Here is a 17,555-nt window from a genome sequence, read left to right on the forward strand (position 1 = left end):
CGGTGCTTCAGTGCGTATAGTCGAAAATCTTCACGCTTTCTCCGACTTTCTTCTCCACAGCGGCGATCATCTGTTCCGCATGAGGGCAGGCGAATCCGATGGGATTCCCTCTGGTGATGCAGGATGCGAATGCGATGGCTTCCGCCCCACGTTTCACCATTTCCGCAGCTCTGGTGACAGACTTTTTGCCGGGACATCCCCCGCAGGTGTTCACTCCGACAATTTCAATATCCTCAAGAACATCCTTAAAGGCAAGTTTATTGATGCTCATGACTTTAAAACAGATGGTGCCAGGGCACATATCCTCTGTCTGCAGGCATCTGATTAATCCGATTTTCATATAACATCTCCCCGATATGATCTTATTTTCATAGTTCCCTGTTTCCTGATTATCGAGAACAAGGTCTAGTAAAATATACCATCAGGGGTATTCCGTGTCAATGAAAGTAAGAACATCTCTTCCGGTGAAACGACAGGAACGGCAGCAAGTCTGAAATCCCGTTATTTTCTTTTCGCGCTGAAAACACAGAAGATACCATCTCCAGAGCCTTCAATGGGCTTCTGATAAATATTCTCCAGTGAGAATATGGTCTGATATTTCGCCTGGACGATGAAATCCGCTTGCTCAAGAAAGATCTCCATCTCCGAAGAGGTATGGAAAACAGCATCTTTATAGCTTTCATGAAGATGCTTGTTCTTTTCATAGAGTGCGCCCAGTGGTGTCGCTTTATCCAGAAAGGCGATGATCAGAATTCCGTCAGGTTTGAGGATCCGATGGATTTCTTCAAATGCCTTCGGTAAATCGGAAAGAAAACAGTCCACTGTAATCATCATGGCATAATCAAAGGCTGCATCCTCAGCAGGAAGATCTTCTGCGGTACCGATTGTAACGCAGATTCCTTTTCTGATGGCTTCTTCAGCCATGTTTTGTGAAGGCTCGATTCCGAATTTCACTCCCGTCCTCGACGCGAAAATGCCTGTGCCTACACCGATTTCGATGCCGGTTCCAGTAGAAGGCAGCACTTGATATATGGCATCCAGTTCCGATTCCAGAAGCTGATCATTGATCTTGAACCATTCTTCATAGTTCCTTACTTCATTGTCAAAGGGATTCTCTTTCTTCATAGTGACCTCCTTGTGTCAAGTTCAGTGGAATGCAGAAAGAAGGAAATTCCGGCAGGAAAACAGCAAAGGAACCTCCTTGCTGTAAGGAGATTCCTTTGCTGTTACGGTTTATTTATGGTGGAGACGATGGGACTCGAACCCACGACTTCCACACTGCCAGTGTGGCACTCTCCCAGCTGAGCTACGCCCCCGTACAAAGTATATTATAGTACAGGAAAGGGCAAATATCTATAGATTATTATAAAAAGTCAGGGGCAGCAGTTCTTCATGTGAATTTTCTGAAGTCTTCGAGGCTGAAAACCAAAGAGATGCATTGCATATTCCCTGATTCTTTGCTAGAATGAAATACGATATAGACTGAAAGACGAAGAAGAGAAGAGTACGAGATGGAATCCTTATAGAGAGCCTACGCATGGTGAAAGAGAGGCAGGAGAGAAGTTTCGGAAGATGGCCTCGGAGTCTTGCATCTGAATAGCTCAGGATGCACGGGTGCTACCGTTACATGGCCTTAGGTGATCTGCATCACCTTTAAAGGCATCGATGCTGCGAGGCAGATGCGAAATAGAGTGGTAACACGTATTGAATACGTCTCTATGGCTTACAGCCATAGAGATTTTTTATATTTTAGGAGGGAATTAAAGAATGAGTAAAACTTATTACATCACAACCCCGATCTACTACCCATCCGCAAATCTTCACATTGGGAACACCTATACCACCGTTGCGGCGGATGCTCTGGCAAGATACAAGAGAAAAGACGGATATGACGTGATGTTCCTCACTGGAAGTGACGAACATGGACAGAAGATCCAGAGACTGGCCGAAGAAAAAGGGGTAACACCGAAAGACTACGTGGATCATATTGTAGCGGGCATCAAGGATCTGTGGAAACTCATGGACATCAGCTATGATAAGTTCATCAGAACCACAGATGATTACCATATCAAAGCGGTACAGGATATCTTCAAGAAGCTTTATGATCAGGGAGACATCTACAAGAGTGTATATGAAGGATGGTACTGCACACCGGATGAGTCCTTCTGGACAGATTCACAGCTGGTGGACGGCAAATGTCCGGACTGCGGAAGAGCCGTGGAAAAGGCCAAGGAAGAAGCCTACTTCTTCAAGATGAGCAAATATGCGGACAGACTCATTAAGCATATTGAGGAGAATCCTCACTTTATCCAGCCGGAGTCCAGAAAGAATGAAATGCTCAACAACTTCTTAAGACCTGGTCTTACGGACCTGTGCGTTTCAAGAACCAGCTTTGACTGGGGAATCCCGGTGACTTTTGATGAGGGGCACGTGGTCTATGTATGGATCGATGCACTTTCAAACTACATCACCGCTTTGGGATACGGCAGCGAGAATACAGACTTCTTCAAGAAGTACTGGCCGGCGGATGTGCATCTCATCGGCAAGGACATCTTAAGGTTCCATACCATCTACTGGCCCATCATGCTCATGGCACTGGAAGTGGAGCTGCCAAAGCAGGTCTTCGGTCATGGATGGCTTCTGGTGGACGGAGGCAAAATGAGCAAGTCCAAGGGCAATGTGGTGGACCCTGTGGTCCTCGTGGAACATTTCGGTGTGGATGCAGTGAGATATTTCCTCCTAAGAGAAATTCCCTTCGGCAGTGATGGCCTGTTCAACAACGAAACGTTCATAAAGAAGATCAATTCGGATCTGGCCAATGATCTTGGAAATCTTCTGTCCCGTTCCGTTTCCATGGTGGACAAGTACTTTGAAGGCGTCATTCCGGAAAAGAAGATTGAAGGAGAATTTGATGCGGATCTCATCGCTTTATGCGAAAAGACACCAAAGCTTGTTTCCGATGCCATTGGCGGACTGAAGATTCCGGAAGCGCTCAGTCACATCTGGACACTGATTGGTCGTGCGAACAAGTATATAGATGAAACAACACCCTGGATTCTTGCAAGGGACGAAGAGCAGAAGGGAAGACTCGGTGGCGTGCTTTATAATCTCGTTGAGGTCCTACGCATCGTGGCGGCACTTGTGGAACCCTTCCTGCCGACAACTGCAGAGAAGATCAGAGTTCAGATCAGCGCGGAAGAAATCTCCTTTGACAGTGTTGCATCCTTCGGTGCCACAAAGTCAGGCGTCAAGGTGAACAAGGGAGAAATCATCTTCCCGAGAATCGATGTGGAAAAGAAACTGGAAGAACTGGCATCCCTTCAGGAAGAAGTGAAACCGAAGAAAGACATCAAGCCTCTCAAAGAGGAAATCACCATCGACGATTTCGCGAAACTTGATTTCAGAGTGGCCAAGGTTCTTGAATGCGAGCCTATGAAGGGCGCAAAGAAGCTTCTGAAGCTGAAAGTGGATCTGGGTAATGAAATCCGTCAGGTCATTTCAGGCATTGCGGAATATTACGATCCCAAGGACATCATCGGAAAGAAAGTGATTCTCGTAGCCAATCTCAAGAGTGCGAAGCTGAGAGGGGAAGTCTCCCAGGGCATGATTCTTGCAGCGGCGACAAAGGACAGTCTTGCGCTGGTGGGACTGGACCAGGACATGGAAGAAGGAACCGTAGTCAGCTAATAGAAAAGTAAATGAAAGAGATGAAGTGGAGCAGACTATGCGGCTCCGACTTCATCTCTTCTTATTTACAGGAATCAGTTTTCACTCTCTGATCTCGTTTTTCAGCTTCTGATTATACTTTCGGAGCTGATAGAGCATATAGATATAGAGCCCGATGATGGTGACATAGAACCAGATGAGCCACTGAAATTTTTCATATCCAGCTATGAGAAGGATCACGAAAAAGATGATCAGCATGTAGAACAGTGGGGTCAAAAGTTTCAGGAGACGGTTGTTCCGCTCGATAAGCGAGCTGTTTTCTGTGAAAATTTCAGGCCTCTGCGTAGTGTATGCCTTTCTCCACAGATACCATCCGCCGCCTCCGCTCCACTTCATCTGCCATCCGTCCTCCTCGAAAATGGACAGATAGTCCTCCTCGATTTCAGGCTGATAGTCCACAGAATACCGGACAGTCTCTTCCTGACCTTTCCTGAATCTGAAACGCAGACCGAAGAAATCCACCTGGAAGAGTTTCCAGCCTGAGGCTTCCATCCTTTCGAGCATATTCTCCATGTGCACAGGGTTCCATCCCCACCACCAGTACCAGACGGTTTTCATACGATTCATTTCTGCACCTCCGTTTCTCTGATTCCGTTTCTGACCAGTTCCTGCAGTCTGTTCAGTTCCAGCTGAAGAACGGCTCTCCCTTTGTCACTGAGACTGTATATTTTCTTGCGGTCCGTTTCCTGCTTCTGTAGAATCAGTTCTTCCTTTTCAAGTTTTGACAGCGTTCCGTAAATGGTTCCTGGCCCGATCCGGATTCTTCCTTCGGTGATTTCCTCCACATGCTGCATGATACCGTAGCCATGCCTTGGTTCATGGAGGCTGAGAAGGATGTAGTAGGCACTTTCCGTCATGGGCAGGAATTGCTTCATTAATATCTCCGTATCCATTGTATCCTCCTATATCATAAGTTGTTATATCAAGTTTCGATACAGTGAGTATATCATGGCGTGATACATCACGTCAAGATGTATCAGCGGGAAAAATCAAGAACCTGCGGAAGTTCCGGTATGGGATCAGAAATCAGAACCGGTGGAAGGAATCCCCATCGGAAAGTTTCTGATCCCATACCAGATGTTTATGGAACAACTCATTCATGTTACACTGAAAGAGTAAGGAATTCTGGCAACGGAAAATATATGACTCTGCTAGGGGTTTACTATGAGAAATCTGGAATATTATGACAGAATTCTTACAAATAGCGCCGGATTTAGAAAGTTTATAGCTGTGAAGATGTCTTCATAACTGCTGTACCCATTGAAATGACTACGTTTGATACATTTATGTACATATTATGAACGTTCGCGTTAATTGTTTACAATTCGTTCATGAATGTAAAGTTTTCACTTCACAAGTCCGGAAAATCGAAAACAGAAAGGTTGATGAAAAAATGGCACAGATATTTGACTCCCATGCCCATTATGACGACGAGCAGTTTGATGAAGACCGTGAAACGCTTCTTGAGGAATTGAAGGAAAATGGAGTAGGAGCAATCCTTAATATGTCCTCGGACTATGCGTCCGTAAAAAAGACCGTGGAGCTCACCGAAAAATATGATTTCATTTATGGAGCAGTAGGAATTCATCCGGAACATGCAGATGAATACAGTGAAGAAGTGAGAAAAGAACTGACGGAAATTCTGAAAGGAGAAAAGTTCAGAGCCGTGGGAGAAGTGGGACTTGATTACTACTGGGATTCGAATCCGCCCAAAGAAGTTCAGATTCGCGTGCTGAGGGATCAGTATGAGCTTGCGAAAAGCCTTGAACTACCTATCATTTTACACGATAGGGAATCTCATGAAGATATTCTCGCCATCGCAAAAGAATATAAAGATGTAGTATCGGTATTTCATTCCTACTCTGGAAGTGTGGAAATGGCCAGAGAGATCATCAAGATCGGAGGGTACATCGGTGTATCCGGAGTGATTACTTTCAAGAATGCGAGAAAGCTTCCTGATGTGGTGAAGGAAATTCCGATGGACCGGATACTCATCGAAACGGATGCACCCTACATGGCACCTGTTCCTTTTCGAGGGAAGAGAAACCGGTCAGATTACCTGCTTGGGGTCGCAGAGAAGATTGCGGAAATCAAAGGACTCACAAGAGAAGAAGTGCTGGAAATCACAGCAGATAATTTAAAACGATTACTTTCTATATAAATTATGATTTTCGATTGTGAAGTCGGGTGTTAACAAATTATTCATATTTAGAAGTTGAAAAAGCGTTACTCATTGATATTTAATGGTTAACGCTGTTTTTTGACACTTGAATTACCCGTAGCTATAATATGTCCGTAGCTCAAAGGAGGGTAATATGAAAAGATTTTTTTCAAAGAGTGTTTTCATTTCATTGTTTGCAGCGGTGGTCATACTGACAGTAGCCATAAGCGTAAACAGCATGAAGAAACACGTTACTATTGTTATCGATGGAAAAGAGCAAGTAGTATCAACATTTAAAAATACCGTGGATGAAGTTTTAGAAGAAAACGGCATCACATTGGAAAAGAAAGATAAAGTAGACAGAAATACATCTGATGTTTTAGCAAAGACAGACAAGATTGAGATCGATCGTGCAGTTCCTGTGGAACTCATTGCCGATGGAGCAGTTCAGTCTTATCTGACACCAGAAAAAACCGTACGAGCTTTCTTAAAAGCAGAAGATGTGACTTTATACGAAAAAGACAAACTATCAGTAGATCTGGATGCGCCAATCATCAGTGGCATGAGCATGACGGTCGATAGAGCAGTTTCAGTGGAACTGACAGCGGATGGTGAAGTAAAGACTTATCTTACACCGGAGAAAACGGTGAAGGAGTTTCTGGAAGCGGAAAAGATTCCTTTCAACGAAAAGGACAAATTCTCTGTAGCTCTGGAAGAACGCATTGAAAGCGGCATGAAAATGAGCATCGTCAGAGTGACTTCAGAAGTCATTGAAGAAACCCAGAGCATCGCATTCGGTGTTCAGGAAAAGAAAGACAGCACTATGCTTAAAGGAAAGAGTGTTGTGAAGCAGGAAGGTGTCAAGGGCGAGAAGAAGATCACGAAGGAAATCACCTATGAAGACGGCGTAGAAGTCGCTGTCGTGGAATTATCCGAAGAAGTGATCAAGGAGCCTGTGGACAAGATTGTTGCAGTAGGAACCAAAGTGGTGCAGACTGTCAAGAAACCTTCCACATCCTCAATCATCGCATCAAGAGGTGGATCTGTTCCAAGCAGCCTGAGTTATTCAAAGGCCTATACTGTGGAAGCCACAGCCTATGCTCTGGATGGCATCACTGCTACAGGAACCGTACCTAGAAGAGTGGAAGGCGGATGGTCTACCATCGCTGTAGATCCAAGAGTCATTCCATATGGTACGAAGGTTTATGTTGAAAACTACGGGTATGCCATTGCAGAAGATACCGGTGGAGCCATTAAAGGCAACAGAGTGGATCTTTACATGAATTCCGTCAGTGCAGCACTGACATGGGGTAGAAGAAACGTAACCATCTATATTTTAAACTAGTATGAAATAGTATTTTAAAATAGAAATCAGGGAATATTCAAGTGGAAAAACTTGTCTATTCCTTTTTTTCATGTATAATGGTTTTTCTGTTATAATAAGGGGTAGAAATTTTGAAGGTGATAATAATATGATAAAAGAAGTGATTGTGGTTGAAGGCAAAGATGATATCTCCGCCGTGAAGAAAGCGGTGGATGCGGAGGTCATTGCAGTCCACGGATACGGAATCAATGAGGATTCCATGAACAAGATCAGAGAAGCTGCAAAAAGAACCGGAGTCATCATTCTGACGGATCCCGACCATGCAGGAGAAAGAATCAGAAGGATGATCTCCAAAAGAGTGCCCGTTGCCAAGCATGCCTATATCATGAGAGACGAAGGCACGAAGAACGGAAACGTGGGTGTGGAGAATGCCGATGCTGCGGCCATCATCCGAGCGCTGGAAAATGCGAAGGCGGTGGTGGAAGACAAGGTGGTGCTGTTCAGCACCAGAGACATGGTCTTCTTCAAACTGTCTGGCGCAAAGGATTCGAAGAAGAGAAGACAGATCCTGGGGAAGGCTTTGGGGATCGGGTACGGAAATACTTCCTCCTTCCTGTCCAGGCTGAATTCCTACAGGATATCCAAGGAAGAATTCGAAAAAGCCATCGTAAGTAACTTTGAGGAGTACAAATATGAATAATTCAACAAAACAGATTGTGGAAAAATACGGGTTCCGTTTCACCAAGAGTCTGGGACAGAATTTCCTGGTGGACATGAATATCGTGAAGGATATCATAAAAGGTGCGGAAATCACAAAGGAAGATCATGTAATTGAAATTGGACCCGGTGTAGGAACCCTCACAAGAGGGCTTCTGGAAGCGGCAGGAAAGGTCACAGCCATTGAACTGGATGAGAAGCTGATTCCGATTCTTAAGGAAGAGCTGAAGGAGTACGAGCATTTCGTGCTTCTCCATGAAGATGCCACCAAGGTGGACCTAAGTGAATTGGCAGAGGGTGATTCCATAAAGCTTGTGGCGAATCTGCCCTATTATGTGACTACGCCCATCATCACGAAGATTCTCAATGACAAGACGGACTTCCAGTCCCTGACCATCATGATCCAGAAGGAAGTGGCGGAGCGCATGAACGCAGGACCGGGCACCAAGGATTATGGTGCACTGTCGGTGCTGGTTCAGTACTACTGTGACTCGAAGATCATTAGGACCGTTCCTCCTGAGTCTTTCATACCAAGACCCAAGGTGGATTCCACGGTCATAAGACTGACGAAGCTTTCTGAGCCTAGAGCGAAGGTCAAAGATGAAGCGCTCTTCTTCAAGCTTGTGAGACAGGTCTTCAACATGAGAAGAAAGACCCTGTCAAACAATCTCAAAGCCATGGGTTATTCCAGGGAATTCATTGAAGAAGCTCTGGAGAAAGCGGACATTGATCTCAAAGCAAGAGGAGAAACGCTGACTGTTGAGAGGTTTGCGCGTCTTGCCAATATCATCAAGGAGCTGAATAGTGGTGAAGACAAGTAAGAAAAACATACTGGTTCTTCTGGTTCTCGCAGTACTGATTCTTGGCGGCTGTACGAGACTGGACTCCCTGAAGGTGAAATACGGTTTCAGAAATACTGATTTTGAGTTCATGAATTCTCAGGAAATCAGTAAGATCATCATCCAAAGCACCAGAGACAAAGGATTCAGATTCATCGTCACAGACAAGAGCACCATAACAGGACTCTATGAGAGTCTCTCCACTGCGAAGAAAGTGGAAGAGATTATTTCCCATGAACCGGATTATGTGTTTGAAATACATGATATGGAGGGGCACATAATCTACTACAATTATGTGGCAGGAGTCTCGGATCAGGAGCAGGCGAATTTCTATAACGAGGAAGGGAGTTATGCCGTTACGGATCGTATCGATAACAACCTCATTCAGAACCTGTACACGATCCGTAAGCCGAAGTTCTTCCAGGAGATCTATTATGGATCCTTCATAGACCTTATCAAAACGGTGAAAGAGGAGTATAATGGGAAGAGCGTTGGCATTAAATTCTATGATGATATAGAAACCTTGAAGTATCAGCTTTCAAGAGATATCGAAGTTTTCAGGGAAGAAGCCTTGAAGGAAGGTGCAGTTGTCCTTTCTCACGGAGAAACGGCGGATGTGGTTCTGGAGGTCAACACCCAGGGGTATACGACAATTGTGTTTAAAGCAGTGGTGACATTGAAGATGAATGCTGAATATGTGAAGAAAGACTACTATATCCTGGGAAATTATGTCAATGACATGGAAGGATGGGAAACCATCATTTCTGATACGAAACCCGAAGGATTCTAGGAGGTAATATATGGTGAAGTGTGCTACATGCGCAGTAAAGAATAAATGTCTGAAAGATATGAAATGCGATCTGATCAAGCCCAAGTATGGCAAGATCAAGCATGTCGTAGGAGTCATAAGCGGTAAAGGTGGTGTCGGTAAATCCACCGTCACTGGAGTTTTAGCCGTACAGCTGAGAAAACTCGGTTATAAAGTAGGTGTCCTGGATGGAGACATCACAGGTCCATCCATGCCCAGATTCTTTGGTCTGGAAAAGGAGAAGACAGGATATGCGCCTACTGACGTGAAGGACGTGTACAAGTTCGTGCCTGTGGAAACAGGTCTTGGCATCAAGTCCATTTCCATGAACTTCATGATCGATGAAGAGGAGCCTCTTCTCTGGAAGGGGCCTGTTCTTGGAAATGTCCTGATGCAGCTGTTTACTGATACAGACTGGGGCGAACTGGACTATCTTCTGATCGATATGCCACCTGGTACAGGAGATGTGGCCATGACCATCATGGAGCAGTTCCCGGTGGACTACCTTGTGGTGGTTTCCACACCACAGAGCATGGTGTCCATGATCGTGCAGAAAGTGGTCAATATGGCAGAAAAGCTGGAGATTCCAGTGAAGGGTGTCATCCAGAACATGTCCTACATCACATGCGGCAAGTGCGGAGAACGCATGAATGTGTTCTCGAACAATTCAGCTGAGAGTCAGGCGGAAAAAATGGGGCTTCCCCTCATTGCAGAGCTGCCGATCAATCCTGAATTCGCGGAGCATATGGAATCAGGTCAGGCTGAAAGGTTTGCAGCGACCAACCCCGAATATGATGTGATCATGGAAGCGTTCAAGGACGATGAAGCGGACATCTATGCAAGAAACAAAGCAGTGAAGAGAAAAGTGATTCCTTTCCTGTAGAACCGGAAAAAGTATATGAAAAAACCGTCAGGGGATGAACCCTGGCGGTTTTTTCGTGTGAAGGTTAAGTTTACTGATGATCTGTGGAGCTCTTCATGGGCAGTCTGGGCTTTGTTCTTTCCAGAACCTTCATGAATCTTTCCCATGGAATCACAGCAAGGATCACAAGAAGAATGATCAGTTCCACCGCAACGAAGGAACCGTTATATCCTGTGGAGTAGATCCAGAGGCCCAGTCCTTCCTGCTGCCCGACAGGGGCATAGGAAGAGAAGAAGATCACTCCGGAAAGGACATGCATGAAAAGCCTAAGAGCCTGACCGATGATGCTGCCGAGATATCGGTTTCTGAAGTAACCGGATGCACCCACCAGCATGAAAGGCAGCGGATAATCCAGCAGCGTCTGCAGAGGATGGATGATATAGGGACCCAGGAACAGATTGACCACACCGAAAAGGAATCCGGTGAGCATGCCCACCTCGGGTCCATAGGCGTAGGCCATGATGATGATGGGGAGTGTGGACGCAAGGGTCACACTTCCACCCTGAGGCATTCTGAACATGGGAAATGCATTCAGTACTGCGCAGATGGCAACAGAAATACTGATCTGTGCCATGAGAAGAGGTGTCAGCTTCACTTTCTTCACCACCATGATGAAGATGATCATCATAAGGACGATTACAAGGGCGGCAAGTGATGCGGGTTCGGCAATGAGTGTGTTCAGTGCCTCCTTGGCACTGCTTAGAAATAGGGTCATTTTTTATACCTCCTTTTGTTAAAAGGCCAGGATAAAATAAAAAACTGCCTTACTTTTAGGTAAGACAGTTAAAACTTTCGTTTATCCGCTTCCCTACGCTGGTACTAACCAGATCAGGTAACAGGGTTGACATCATGTCTCTCAGCTTTTTAAGCACCCCTAGCCATAAATTGATTGTAGTATACGATTGGGACTTCGTCAAGGCTCTACTTTCCGATGATTCTCTCTACGCAGATCCCAACCAGTCCTTTTCCTGTATGAACACCCAGTGCGGGACTGATCTGATCATACTCCAGAGAAAGAATCCCTGGAAGGTCCTTGATGCGTTCTACGATTTTCTGCGCTTCTTTCTTCGCACCGCCATGCATGACCCATACCTTGCACTTGGTTTTCTCCAGATTATCCTTCAGGATGTCAATGAGTTTGCTGTATGCCTGATTGGTACCTCTGGCTTTGTCCACGGTGTAGTAGACGCCTTCTTCATTGACGGAAATGATGGGTTTGATGTTCAGCATCTGACCGATGGTTCCTGAAACTTTTCCGATTCTGCCTCCCTTGATGAGATATTCGAGGGTAGCCAGGCAGTAGTAGGTATCTACGGTCTTCTTCAGCTTTGGCAGAGTTTCCTTGATTTCATTGAAGCTTTTTCCTTCTCTGACCATTTTTGCTGCATTCAGTGCCTGAATGCCTTCTGCCATGGACAGATTCAGTGTATCGAAGATGAATGTCTCGATTTCAGGATGTTCCTGCGCTACCAGCTTTACAGAGTTCGCTGTACCTGAAAGGCCTCCGGAAATAAGAACACCGATGGCGTGGGTATAGCCTTCAGCGACAAGGTCCTTGAATAGCTGGTCGATGTCAACGCCTTTTGGAAGACTGGTTTTGGGCACTTCCTTCTCAAAGTTGTCATAGACTGTATCCGCGCTGATTTCCACACGGTCACGATAGGTTTTGTCTTTATATATGATCTGTAGTGGCAGAAATCTGATTCCATATTCTTCGAGATCTTTGTCCCGCAGGTCGCAGGCACTGTCTGTAAAAATTGCGATTTTTTCCATTAAATTTTCCTCCGAACGAGTTTAGTTGTATCAAGTATACCATTTCAGATTGGCTGTAGCAATGAAGAGACTATGAATAACCTGAGAGACAAAGTAGTACAGAGATTTGGCGAATCCACTATAGATGTATATTCGAGCACCTACTATTTTCAGCGTGCTTATAGTAGAATGAAAGATAGATATGAAAATTGAAAGGGTGATGAATTTGAAAATAACCATCGGACAGAAACAGGAAGCAGAACTGATTCTTGTATGTAAGGATCAGAAAAGTGAGGGATACGAGAAGGTTCTGGAACATCTGAAGAAGAGCAATCTCTTTAAAGGGGAAGCAGAAGAGCTTTTCAGCCATGTGAATGTGGAAAAAGAGACGGTTCAGATTTTCCTCGGACTTGGAGAAGAAGAGAAAGTGGATGAAGAGATTCTGAGACTTGCAGCATTCAAGGGAGCGAAAGAGCTTTCAAAGCTGAAGGTGAAGAAGGCTTCCGCGAAGCTTCCGAAGTTCTCGGGTCTATGCTACAGAAAATCGTCCAAAGCTTTCGCTGAAGGGCTCTATCATGCAGAATACAGATTCGATAAATACCTTTCCAAGAAGCAGGACTTCAATCTGGAGGAAGTATCTCTGATTCTTCTGGAAGGAAAAGAGGAAAAAGTCCTTCCGGAGCTTGCGGAAATCGAAAACATCATGGATGGAATCTTCCTGACACGTAATCTCATCAATGAACCTGCCATAACACTGACACCAGTGGCGCTGGCCAGGATTGCGAAGGAAGAGCTTGAACCGGCAGGTGTTGAAGTGACCATCCTCAGCAGAGAAGAATGCGAGAAGCTCGGTATGACGGCATTCCTGTCCGTTGCAAAGGGATCCACCAACGAGCCTCAGGGCATCATCATGAGATACAGGGGTGGAAAAGATGAAGCGCCCATCGGTCTTGTAGGCAAAGGGGTCACCTTTGATACAGGTGGATACTCACTGAAGCCAGGACCTTCCATGATCACCATGAACGGGGATATGGGCGGTTCAGGAGCTGTCATAGGCGCCATGAAAGCCATCGCGTTGAATAAAGTGGAAAGAAACGTCACGGCTGTGGTTCTGGCCACGGACAATGTCATTTCCGGAGATGCCTATGTACCTGGAGACATTGTGGGGTCCATGGCGGGAAAGACCATCGAAGTTCATAGTACGGATGCGGAAGGAAGACTCACACTGGCAGATGCCGTCTATTACAGCATCAAGCATGAAGGGGTCAGTGAGGTGGTGGATGTGGCCACGCTGACAGGTGCATGCGTGGTGGCGCTGGGTGAGTTCAATACCGGCGGATTCACCAACAACAAGGAACTCTATGCCCGAGTCGAGAAAGCGGCAGAAGAGGCTGGAGAGCCCATGTGGCAGCTTCCATTATCCAAAGGATACAGAGACCTCATCAAGGGAGACCGAGGAGACCTCAAGAACACCGGAGGCAGATGGGGCGGTGCCAGTACGGCAGCGGCCTTCATTGAAGCTTTTGTGGAAGATACGCCTTGGGTGCATCTGGATATCGCAGGCACCTCAGATATCGCTTCCGCCAGAGGCTATCTGCCAAAGGGGGCCACAGGTATGCCTGTGAAGACGCTGTACTACTACGCAAAGGGAAAAAAGAAATAGGGATGCTTCGGCATTTCAGAAACGAATAGAGGAGGGGGACTTTTTGTATTCAGAAAGAATTGTAAAACTGAAAGAACTGATGAAGGAAAAGAATCTGGAACAGCTTCTGGTCACAGACACTGCATCGATTTTCTATCTCACAGGACGCTGGATTGAGGCGGGAGAGAGACTTCTGGTTCTTCTTGTCCGTCCGTCGGGTAAACCGGTGCTCTTCATCAATGAACTGTTTCCGGAAAAGGAATCCGATGATCTGGACTTTGTCTGGATCAAGGATACCACGGACTCCATTTCGCTCCTTGCGGAAAAACTGGAAAAGGAAAAAGTGCTTGGAATCGATAAGAACTGGCCATCAGGATTTCTCATCAGGCTCATGGAAACAACGGGTTCGACAAGATATGTGAACTCATCCCTGCTTCTTGATCTGATAAGGTCTCAGAAAGACGAAGAAGAGATCCGTTTCATGAAAGAGGCATCGAAGCTCAATGATGATGCCATGACCATGCTCATTGATGCCATCCATGAAGACATGACGGAAAAAGAGATGGAGGAGAGACTCAGGGAGATCTATGAAACATTAGGCGCTGACGGGTTCTCTTTCACACCGATCATCGCCTATGGGAAAAACGGAGCGAATCCCCATCATGAAAACAGCCATAGGCTGCTCAAAGAGGGAGATTCCATCATTCTGGACATCGGATGCAGAAAAGACAACTATGCTTCAGATATGACGAGGACCGTGTTCTATGTGGAACTGGATGAAAAAGCGGGAGAAGTCTATGAAACCGTGCTGGAAGCGAACCGCAAAGCCATAGAAATGGTGAAGCCCGGCGTCAGATTCAGCGATATCGATAAAGCGGCAAGAGAAGTCATCGAGCAGAAAGGATATGGAGAATTCTTCACCCACAGGACAGGTCATTCCATCGGAATTGAAGTCCACGAGTATGGAGATGTATCCTCAGTCAATGATGATGTGCTGAAGCCTGGTATGATTTTTTCCGTGGAGCCTGGCATCTATCTGGAAGGAGAGCTGGGTGTGAGGATCGAGGATCTGGTTCTGGTGACGGAAGAAGGACATGAAGTCCTGAACAGATATCCCAAAGACCTTCAGGTGATATACTGATACAGAGTGGAATAAACAGACATGAAAAAGAAAGCCTGGCGTGAGCCAGGCTTTCGTGTCTTCTGTTATTTCTTCATTTCCGGAACAAGCAGTACAGAGGTGTGTGCTCGTCTAGCCAAGTTGTTGCTGTTGCTTCCGATGAAGATGTCCTTGATGATCCCTTTACCCTGTCTACCTAAGATCAGAAGATCCACATGGTTTTCATCCACCACACGGCTGATTTCTCTGAAAGGTCTACCCATTTCAAGGATGATATCCACATTTGTGGCTCCCTTTTCTTCCAGTCTCTTTTTCAGTTCTTCCAGCCTGTCACGGTCGATCTGGTTGAATTCGATGATTCTGTAATCCAGATAGGGGCTGATTTTGGAAATATCCTGTATATGCATCAGCGTCACTTTGCGGATCCCCGCTTCCACCATTCGTTCCAGGTAGGTGAAGGCCTGATGGGCATTTTCCGAAAAGTCTGTGGGGAACAGTACGTGACTTTCAGGGGATAACTCCGCAGGGGTTGTGGAGAATTTTTCATCTTCTTCATCGATTCTGACGATGAGGATCGGTTTACTTGGCATCTGAATCAGCTCGTAGGCGAATTCCGTATCGAAGATTCGTTTTCCCAGGGAAGATCTTTTTGCGCCGACCATTATAAGGGAGTCGTAAGTATCGTCATTCTGGACCAGCTTGTTGATGTCTTCCACGGGCAGGTCCTGAAGTTCCAGTGTACGGGTTGTAAATCCTTCCTTCTCGATCTCTTTGAGGCTTTCTTCAATGATAAGAGGATCATATCCATCTATGAGTCTGTCACTGAGTGTCGTGATGTTATTGGCGACAACCACTTCTTTTGCGCCTAGAAATTTCAGTGATCTGGCAAATTTCAGAACAAGATGATCATAGGGTAGTGTCTGGTTCACAACAAGTAATTTTTTAATCATGTTTATTGCCCCCTTTGATTAAAGTATTCAGGTCTATACTCTTATTTTACCACTAATATATTGAATATTAAGATAATTTAACGGAAACTTTATATTGTTAACGGTATATATGATTTTAATCATTTTACCATATAAAAAAGAGAGCCGAAGCTCTCCTTGAAATACGATTAGAATTCTGCGTTGTTTGTAGTTCTTGGGAAAGGAATCACGTCTCTGATGTTGGTCATACCCGTGATGTACATGATGAGTCTTTCGAAGCCGAGACCAAAGCCAGCATGCTTGGTGCCGCCGAACTTTCTCAGTTCCAGATACCACCAGTAATCCTCTTTGTTCAGTCCCATTTCCTCGATTCGGGCAAGAAGGACATCCATTCTTTCCTCTCTCTGGGAACCTCCGATGATTTCACCGACTCCGGGTACCAGGCAGTCCATGGCTGCTATGGTCTTTCCATCATCGTTCTGCCTCATGTAGAAGGCTTTGATCTCCTTTGGATAATCTGTGACAAACACAGGCATCTTGAATATTTCTTCTGTGAGATATCTTTCGTGCTCTGTCTGAAGATCGCTTCCCCAGGAGACGGGATATTCGAATTTCTTGCCTGATTTCTCAAGAAGCTCGACTGCTTCAGTGTAAGTCACATGCTTGAAGTCGGATTCCACAAGGAAGTTCAGTCTTTCAAGGAGTCCCTTGTCGATGAACTGGTTGAAGAACGCCATTTCTTCAGGAGCTTCTTCCAGACAGTAGCTGATGACATACTTCAGCATGTCTTCGGCCAGTTTCATATCGTCTCTGAGATCTGCAAATGCGATTTCAGGCTCGATCATCCAGAACTCGGCCGCATGTCGTGCGGTATTGGAGTTTTCCGCTCTGAAGGTAGGTCCGAAGGTATAGACATCCTTGAATGCGAGCGCATAGGCTTCTGCATTGAGCTGTCCGGATACGGTGAGGTTGGATTCTTTTCCGAAGAAATCTTCGCTGTAGTCCACTTTTCCGTCTTCCGTCAGTGGAGGATGAATGGGATCCAGCGTGCTCACTCTGAACATTTCACCTGCACCTTCGGCATCGCTGCCGGTGATGATTGGGGTATGCACATAGACGAAGCCTCTTTCCTGGAAAAACTTGTGTATGGCATAAGCTGCAAGGCTTCTGATTCTGAAGACTGCGGAATAGGTGTTTCCTCTTGGTCTTAAATGCGCAATGGATCTTAAGTATTCAAAGGTATGCCTCTTTTTCTGCAGCGGGAAATCCGAGGAAGAGCTTCCTTCCAGAATGATTTCAGATGCCTTGATTTCAAAAGGCTGCTTCGCATCTGGTGTATAGATCAGTGTACCCGTAACAGTCAGCGCGGTTGCGATATGATACTTGGAGACTTCAAGGAAATTCTCCAGCGTGTCATCGAAGACGATCTGTGCGTTCTTGAAGAATCCTCCGTCATTGAGTTCAATGAAGCCGAAGGCTTTGGATACTCTTGAAGTTCTGATCCAGCCACTTAGTGTGACGGTCTGTCCTTCATAGTCTTTTGCGTTTCTGTATAAATCTTTGATTCTAGCCATGATAACTCCTTCTTTCTATGATTATTTTTGCTTTTTCTGGT

General features: G+C 45.6%; 17 protein-coding genes, 1 tRNA gene, 1 riboswitch and 1 other annotated feature. Of the genes, 9 read left to right on the plus strand and 9 right to left on the minus strand.

The features are described 5' to 3' along the window. Positions 1-7 precede the first annotated feature (7 nt). The 3 genes from ACHAL6_RS10930 to ACHAL6_RS10940 all read right to left on the minus strand — a co-directional run bounded on the left by ACHAL6_RS10930 (position 8) and on the right by ACHAL6_RS10940 (position 1,316). Positions 8-340 (minus strand): CGGC domain-containing protein, encoded by a 333-nt coding sequence (locus ACHAL6_RS10930; protein WP_395270705.1) that lies wholly within the window; start codon positions 338-340, stop codon positions 8-10. A 161-nt stretch (positions 341-501) separates the two neighbouring features. Next, complete coding sequence (locus tag ACHAL6_RS10935) at positions 502-1,125, minus strand: class I SAM-dependent methyltransferase (protein ID WP_395270706.1); 624 nt, start codon at positions 1,123-1,125, stop codon at positions 502-504. A 115-nt stretch (positions 1,126-1,240) separates the two neighbouring features. Continuing rightward, positions 1,241-1,316, minus strand: a tRNA-Ala gene (locus tag ACHAL6_RS10940). A gap of 167 nt (positions 1,317-1,483) precedes the next feature. Next, positions 1,484-1,721: a binding site (T-box leader), on the plus strand. Between the two features lie 46 nt (positions 1,722-1,767). On the opposite strand from ACHAL6_RS10940, the gene metG reads away from it, so the two are divergent. Continuing rightward, positions 1,768-3,687 (plus strand): methionine--tRNA ligase, encoded by a 1,920-nt coding sequence (metG, locus tag ACHAL6_RS10945; protein ID WP_395270707.1) that lies wholly within the window; start codon positions 1,768-1,770, stop codon positions 3,685-3,687. 81 nt (positions 3,688-3,768) lie between these two features. Here metG and ACHAL6_RS10950 read toward each other — a convergent pair whose 3' ends face one another. After that, positions 3,769-4,293 (minus strand): DUF2812 domain-containing protein, encoded by a 525-nt coding sequence (locus tag ACHAL6_RS10950; protein WP_395270708.1) that lies wholly within the window; start codon positions 4,291-4,293, stop codon positions 3,769-3,771. Next, complete coding sequence (locus tag ACHAL6_RS10955; protein ID WP_395270709.1) at positions 4,290-4,619, minus strand: PadR family transcriptional regulator; 330 nt, start codon at positions 4,617-4,619, stop codon at positions 4,290-4,292. The genes ACHAL6_RS10950 and ACHAL6_RS10955 overlap by 4 nt, the downstream gene beginning before the upstream one ends. 500 nt (positions 4,620-5,119) lie before the next feature. Here ACHAL6_RS10955 and ACHAL6_RS10960 point away from each other — a divergent pair, with 500 nt between their 5' ends. From ACHAL6_RS10960 to ACHAL6_RS10985, 6 genes are all read left to right on the plus strand, one after another. Then, on the plus strand, positions 5,120-5,887 hold the full coding sequence (locus tag ACHAL6_RS10960) for a TatD family hydrolase (protein ID WP_395270710.1): 768 nt from the start codon (positions 5,120-5,122) through the stop codon (positions 5,885-5,887). 154 nt (positions 5,888-6,041) lie between these two features. Beyond that, entirely contained in the window at positions 6,042-7,232 is a 1,191-nt protein-coding gene (locus ACHAL6_RS10965; protein ID WP_395270711.1) for a ubiquitin-like domain-containing protein, read from the plus strand. A gap of 127 nt (positions 7,233-7,359) precedes the next feature. Further along, a complete protein-coding gene (gene rnmV / locus ACHAL6_RS10970) occupies positions 7,360-7,911 on the plus strand; it encodes a ribonuclease M5 (RefSeq protein WP_395270712.1) in 552 nt (183 codons plus the stop codon). Continuing rightward, on the plus strand, positions 7,904-8,749 hold the full coding sequence (gene rsmA, locus ACHAL6_RS10975) for a 16S rRNA (adenine(1518)-N(6)/adenine(1519)-N(6))-dimethyltransferase RsmA (protein WP_395270713.1): 846 nt from the start codon (positions 7,904-7,906) through the stop codon (positions 8,747-8,749). The genes rnmV and rsmA overlap by 8 nt, the downstream gene beginning before the upstream one ends. Further along, positions 8,733-9,557: a hypothetical protein gene (locus ACHAL6_RS10980; protein WP_395270714.1), complete on the plus strand. Its 825-nt coding sequence runs from the start codon at positions 8,733-8,735 to the stop codon at positions 9,555-9,557. Before rsmA ends, ACHAL6_RS10980 begins: the two co-directional genes overlap by 17 nt. A 10-nt stretch (positions 9,558-9,567) precedes the next feature. Continuing rightward, positions 9,568-10,458 (plus strand): Mrp/NBP35 family ATP-binding protein, encoded by an 891-nt coding sequence (locus tag ACHAL6_RS10985; protein WP_395270715.1) that lies wholly within the window; start codon positions 9,568-9,570, stop codon positions 10,456-10,458. 70 nt (positions 10,459-10,528) lie between these two features. Here ACHAL6_RS10985 and thiT read toward each other — a convergent pair whose 3' ends face one another. Further along, positions 10,529-11,212 (minus strand): energy-coupled thiamine transporter ThiT, encoded by a 684-nt coding sequence (gene thiT, locus ACHAL6_RS10990; RefSeq protein ID WP_395270716.1) that lies wholly within the window; start codon positions 11,210-11,212, stop codon positions 10,529-10,531. Between the two features lie 73 nt (positions 11,213-11,285). Then, positions 11,286-11,383: riboswitch (TPP riboswitch) on the minus strand. A 35-nt stretch (positions 11,384-11,418) separates the two neighbouring features. Then, the gene (locus ACHAL6_RS10995; RefSeq protein WP_395270717.1) at positions 11,419-12,270 is read right to left on the minus strand and encodes a DegV family protein; all 852 of its coding nucleotides are present in this window, start codon (positions 12,268-12,270) and stop codon (positions 11,419-11,421) included. Between the two features lie 199 nt (positions 12,271-12,469). Here ACHAL6_RS10995 and ACHAL6_RS11000 point away from each other — a divergent pair, with 199 nt between their 5' ends. Beyond that, positions 12,470-13,912, plus strand: coding sequence for a leucyl aminopeptidase (locus ACHAL6_RS11000; RefSeq protein WP_395270718.1), 1,443 nt, complete (start codon positions 12,470-12,472; stop codon positions 13,910-13,912). A 43-nt stretch (positions 13,913-13,955) separates the two neighbouring features. Next, complete coding sequence (locus ACHAL6_RS11005; protein ID WP_395270719.1) at positions 13,956-15,032, plus strand: M24 family metallopeptidase; 1,077 nt, start codon at positions 13,956-13,958, stop codon at positions 15,030-15,032. Between the two features lie 65 nt (positions 15,033-15,097). Here ACHAL6_RS11005 and ACHAL6_RS11010 read toward each other — a convergent pair whose 3' ends face one another. Both ACHAL6_RS11010 and asnS read right to left on the minus strand, forming a co-directional pair. Further along, positions 15,098-15,961 carry a universal stress protein gene (locus ACHAL6_RS11010; protein WP_395270720.1) on the minus strand — a complete coding sequence of 288 codons (864 nt, stop codon included), beginning with the start codon at positions 15,959-15,961 and terminating at the stop codon, positions 15,098-15,100. A 167-nt stretch (positions 15,962-16,128) separates the two neighbouring features. Further along, the gene (gene asnS, locus ACHAL6_RS11015; RefSeq protein ID WP_395270721.1) at positions 16,129-17,514 is read right to left on the minus strand and encodes an asparagine--tRNA ligase; all 1,386 of its coding nucleotides are present in this window, start codon (positions 17,512-17,514) and stop codon (positions 16,129-16,131) included. Positions 17,515-17,555 lie beyond the last annotated feature (41 nt).

This window comes from Proteiniclasticum sp. C24MP, from assembly GCF_043951855.1.
In the GTDB taxonomy this organism is placed as follows: domain Bacteria; phylum Bacillota; class Clostridia; order Clostridiales; family Clostridiaceae; genus Proteiniclasticum.

Excerpts from the sequence above, each read along its gene's own strand:
- ACHAL6_RS10930 (WP_395270705.1), bottom strand. The coding sequence starts at position 340 with ATGAAAATCGGATTAATCAGATGCCTGCAGACAGAGGATATGTGCCCT.
- ACHAL6_RS10935 (WP_395270706.1), bottom strand. The coding sequence starts at position 1,125 with ATGAAGAAAGAGAATCCCTTTGACAATGAAGTAAGGAACTATGAAGAA.
- metG (WP_395270707.1), top strand. The coding sequence starts at position 1,768 with ATGAGTAAAACTTATTACATCACAACCCCGATCTACTACCCATCCGCA.
- ACHAL6_RS10950 (WP_395270708.1), bottom strand. The coding sequence starts at position 4,293 with ATGAATCGTATGAAAACCGTCTGGTACTGGTGGTGGGGATGGAACCCT.
- ACHAL6_RS10955 (WP_395270709.1), bottom strand. The coding sequence starts at position 4,619 with ATGGATACGGAGATATTAATGAAGCAATTCCTGCCCATGACGGAAAGT.
- ACHAL6_RS10960 (WP_395270710.1), top strand. The coding sequence starts at position 5,120 with ATGGCACAGATATTTGACTCCCATGCCCATTATGACGACGAGCAGTTT.
- ACHAL6_RS10965 (WP_395270711.1), top strand. The coding sequence starts at position 6,042 with ATGAAAAGATTTTTTTCAAAGAGTGTTTTCATTTCATTGTTTGCAGCG.
- rnmV (WP_395270712.1), top strand. The coding sequence starts at position 7,360 with ATGATAAAAGAAGTGATTGTGGTTGAAGGCAAAGATGATATCTCCGCC.
- rsmA (WP_395270713.1), top strand. The coding sequence starts at position 7,904 with ATGAATAATTCAACAAAACAGATTGTGGAAAAATACGGGTTCCGTTTC.
- ACHAL6_RS10985 (WP_395270715.1), top strand. The coding sequence starts at position 9,568 with ATGGTGAAGTGTGCTACATGCGCAGTAAAGAATAAATGTCTGAAAGAT.
- thiT (WP_395270716.1), bottom strand. The coding sequence starts at position 11,212 with ATGACCCTATTTCTAAGCAGTGCCAAGGAGGCACTGAACACACTCATT.
- ACHAL6_RS10995 (WP_395270717.1), bottom strand. The coding sequence starts at position 12,270 with ATGGAAAAAATCGCAATTTTTACAGACAGTGCCTGCGACCTGCGGGAC.
- ACHAL6_RS11000 (WP_395270718.1), top strand. The coding sequence starts at position 12,470 with ATGAATTTGAAAATAACCATCGGACAGAAACAGGAAGCAGAACTGATT.
- ACHAL6_RS11010 (WP_395270720.1), bottom strand. The coding sequence starts at position 15,961 with ATGATTAAAAAATTACTTGTTGTGAACCAGACACTACCCTATGATCAT.
- asnS (WP_395270721.1), bottom strand. The coding sequence starts at position 17,514 with ATGGCTAGAATCAAAGATTTATACAGAAACGCAAAAGACTATGAAGGA.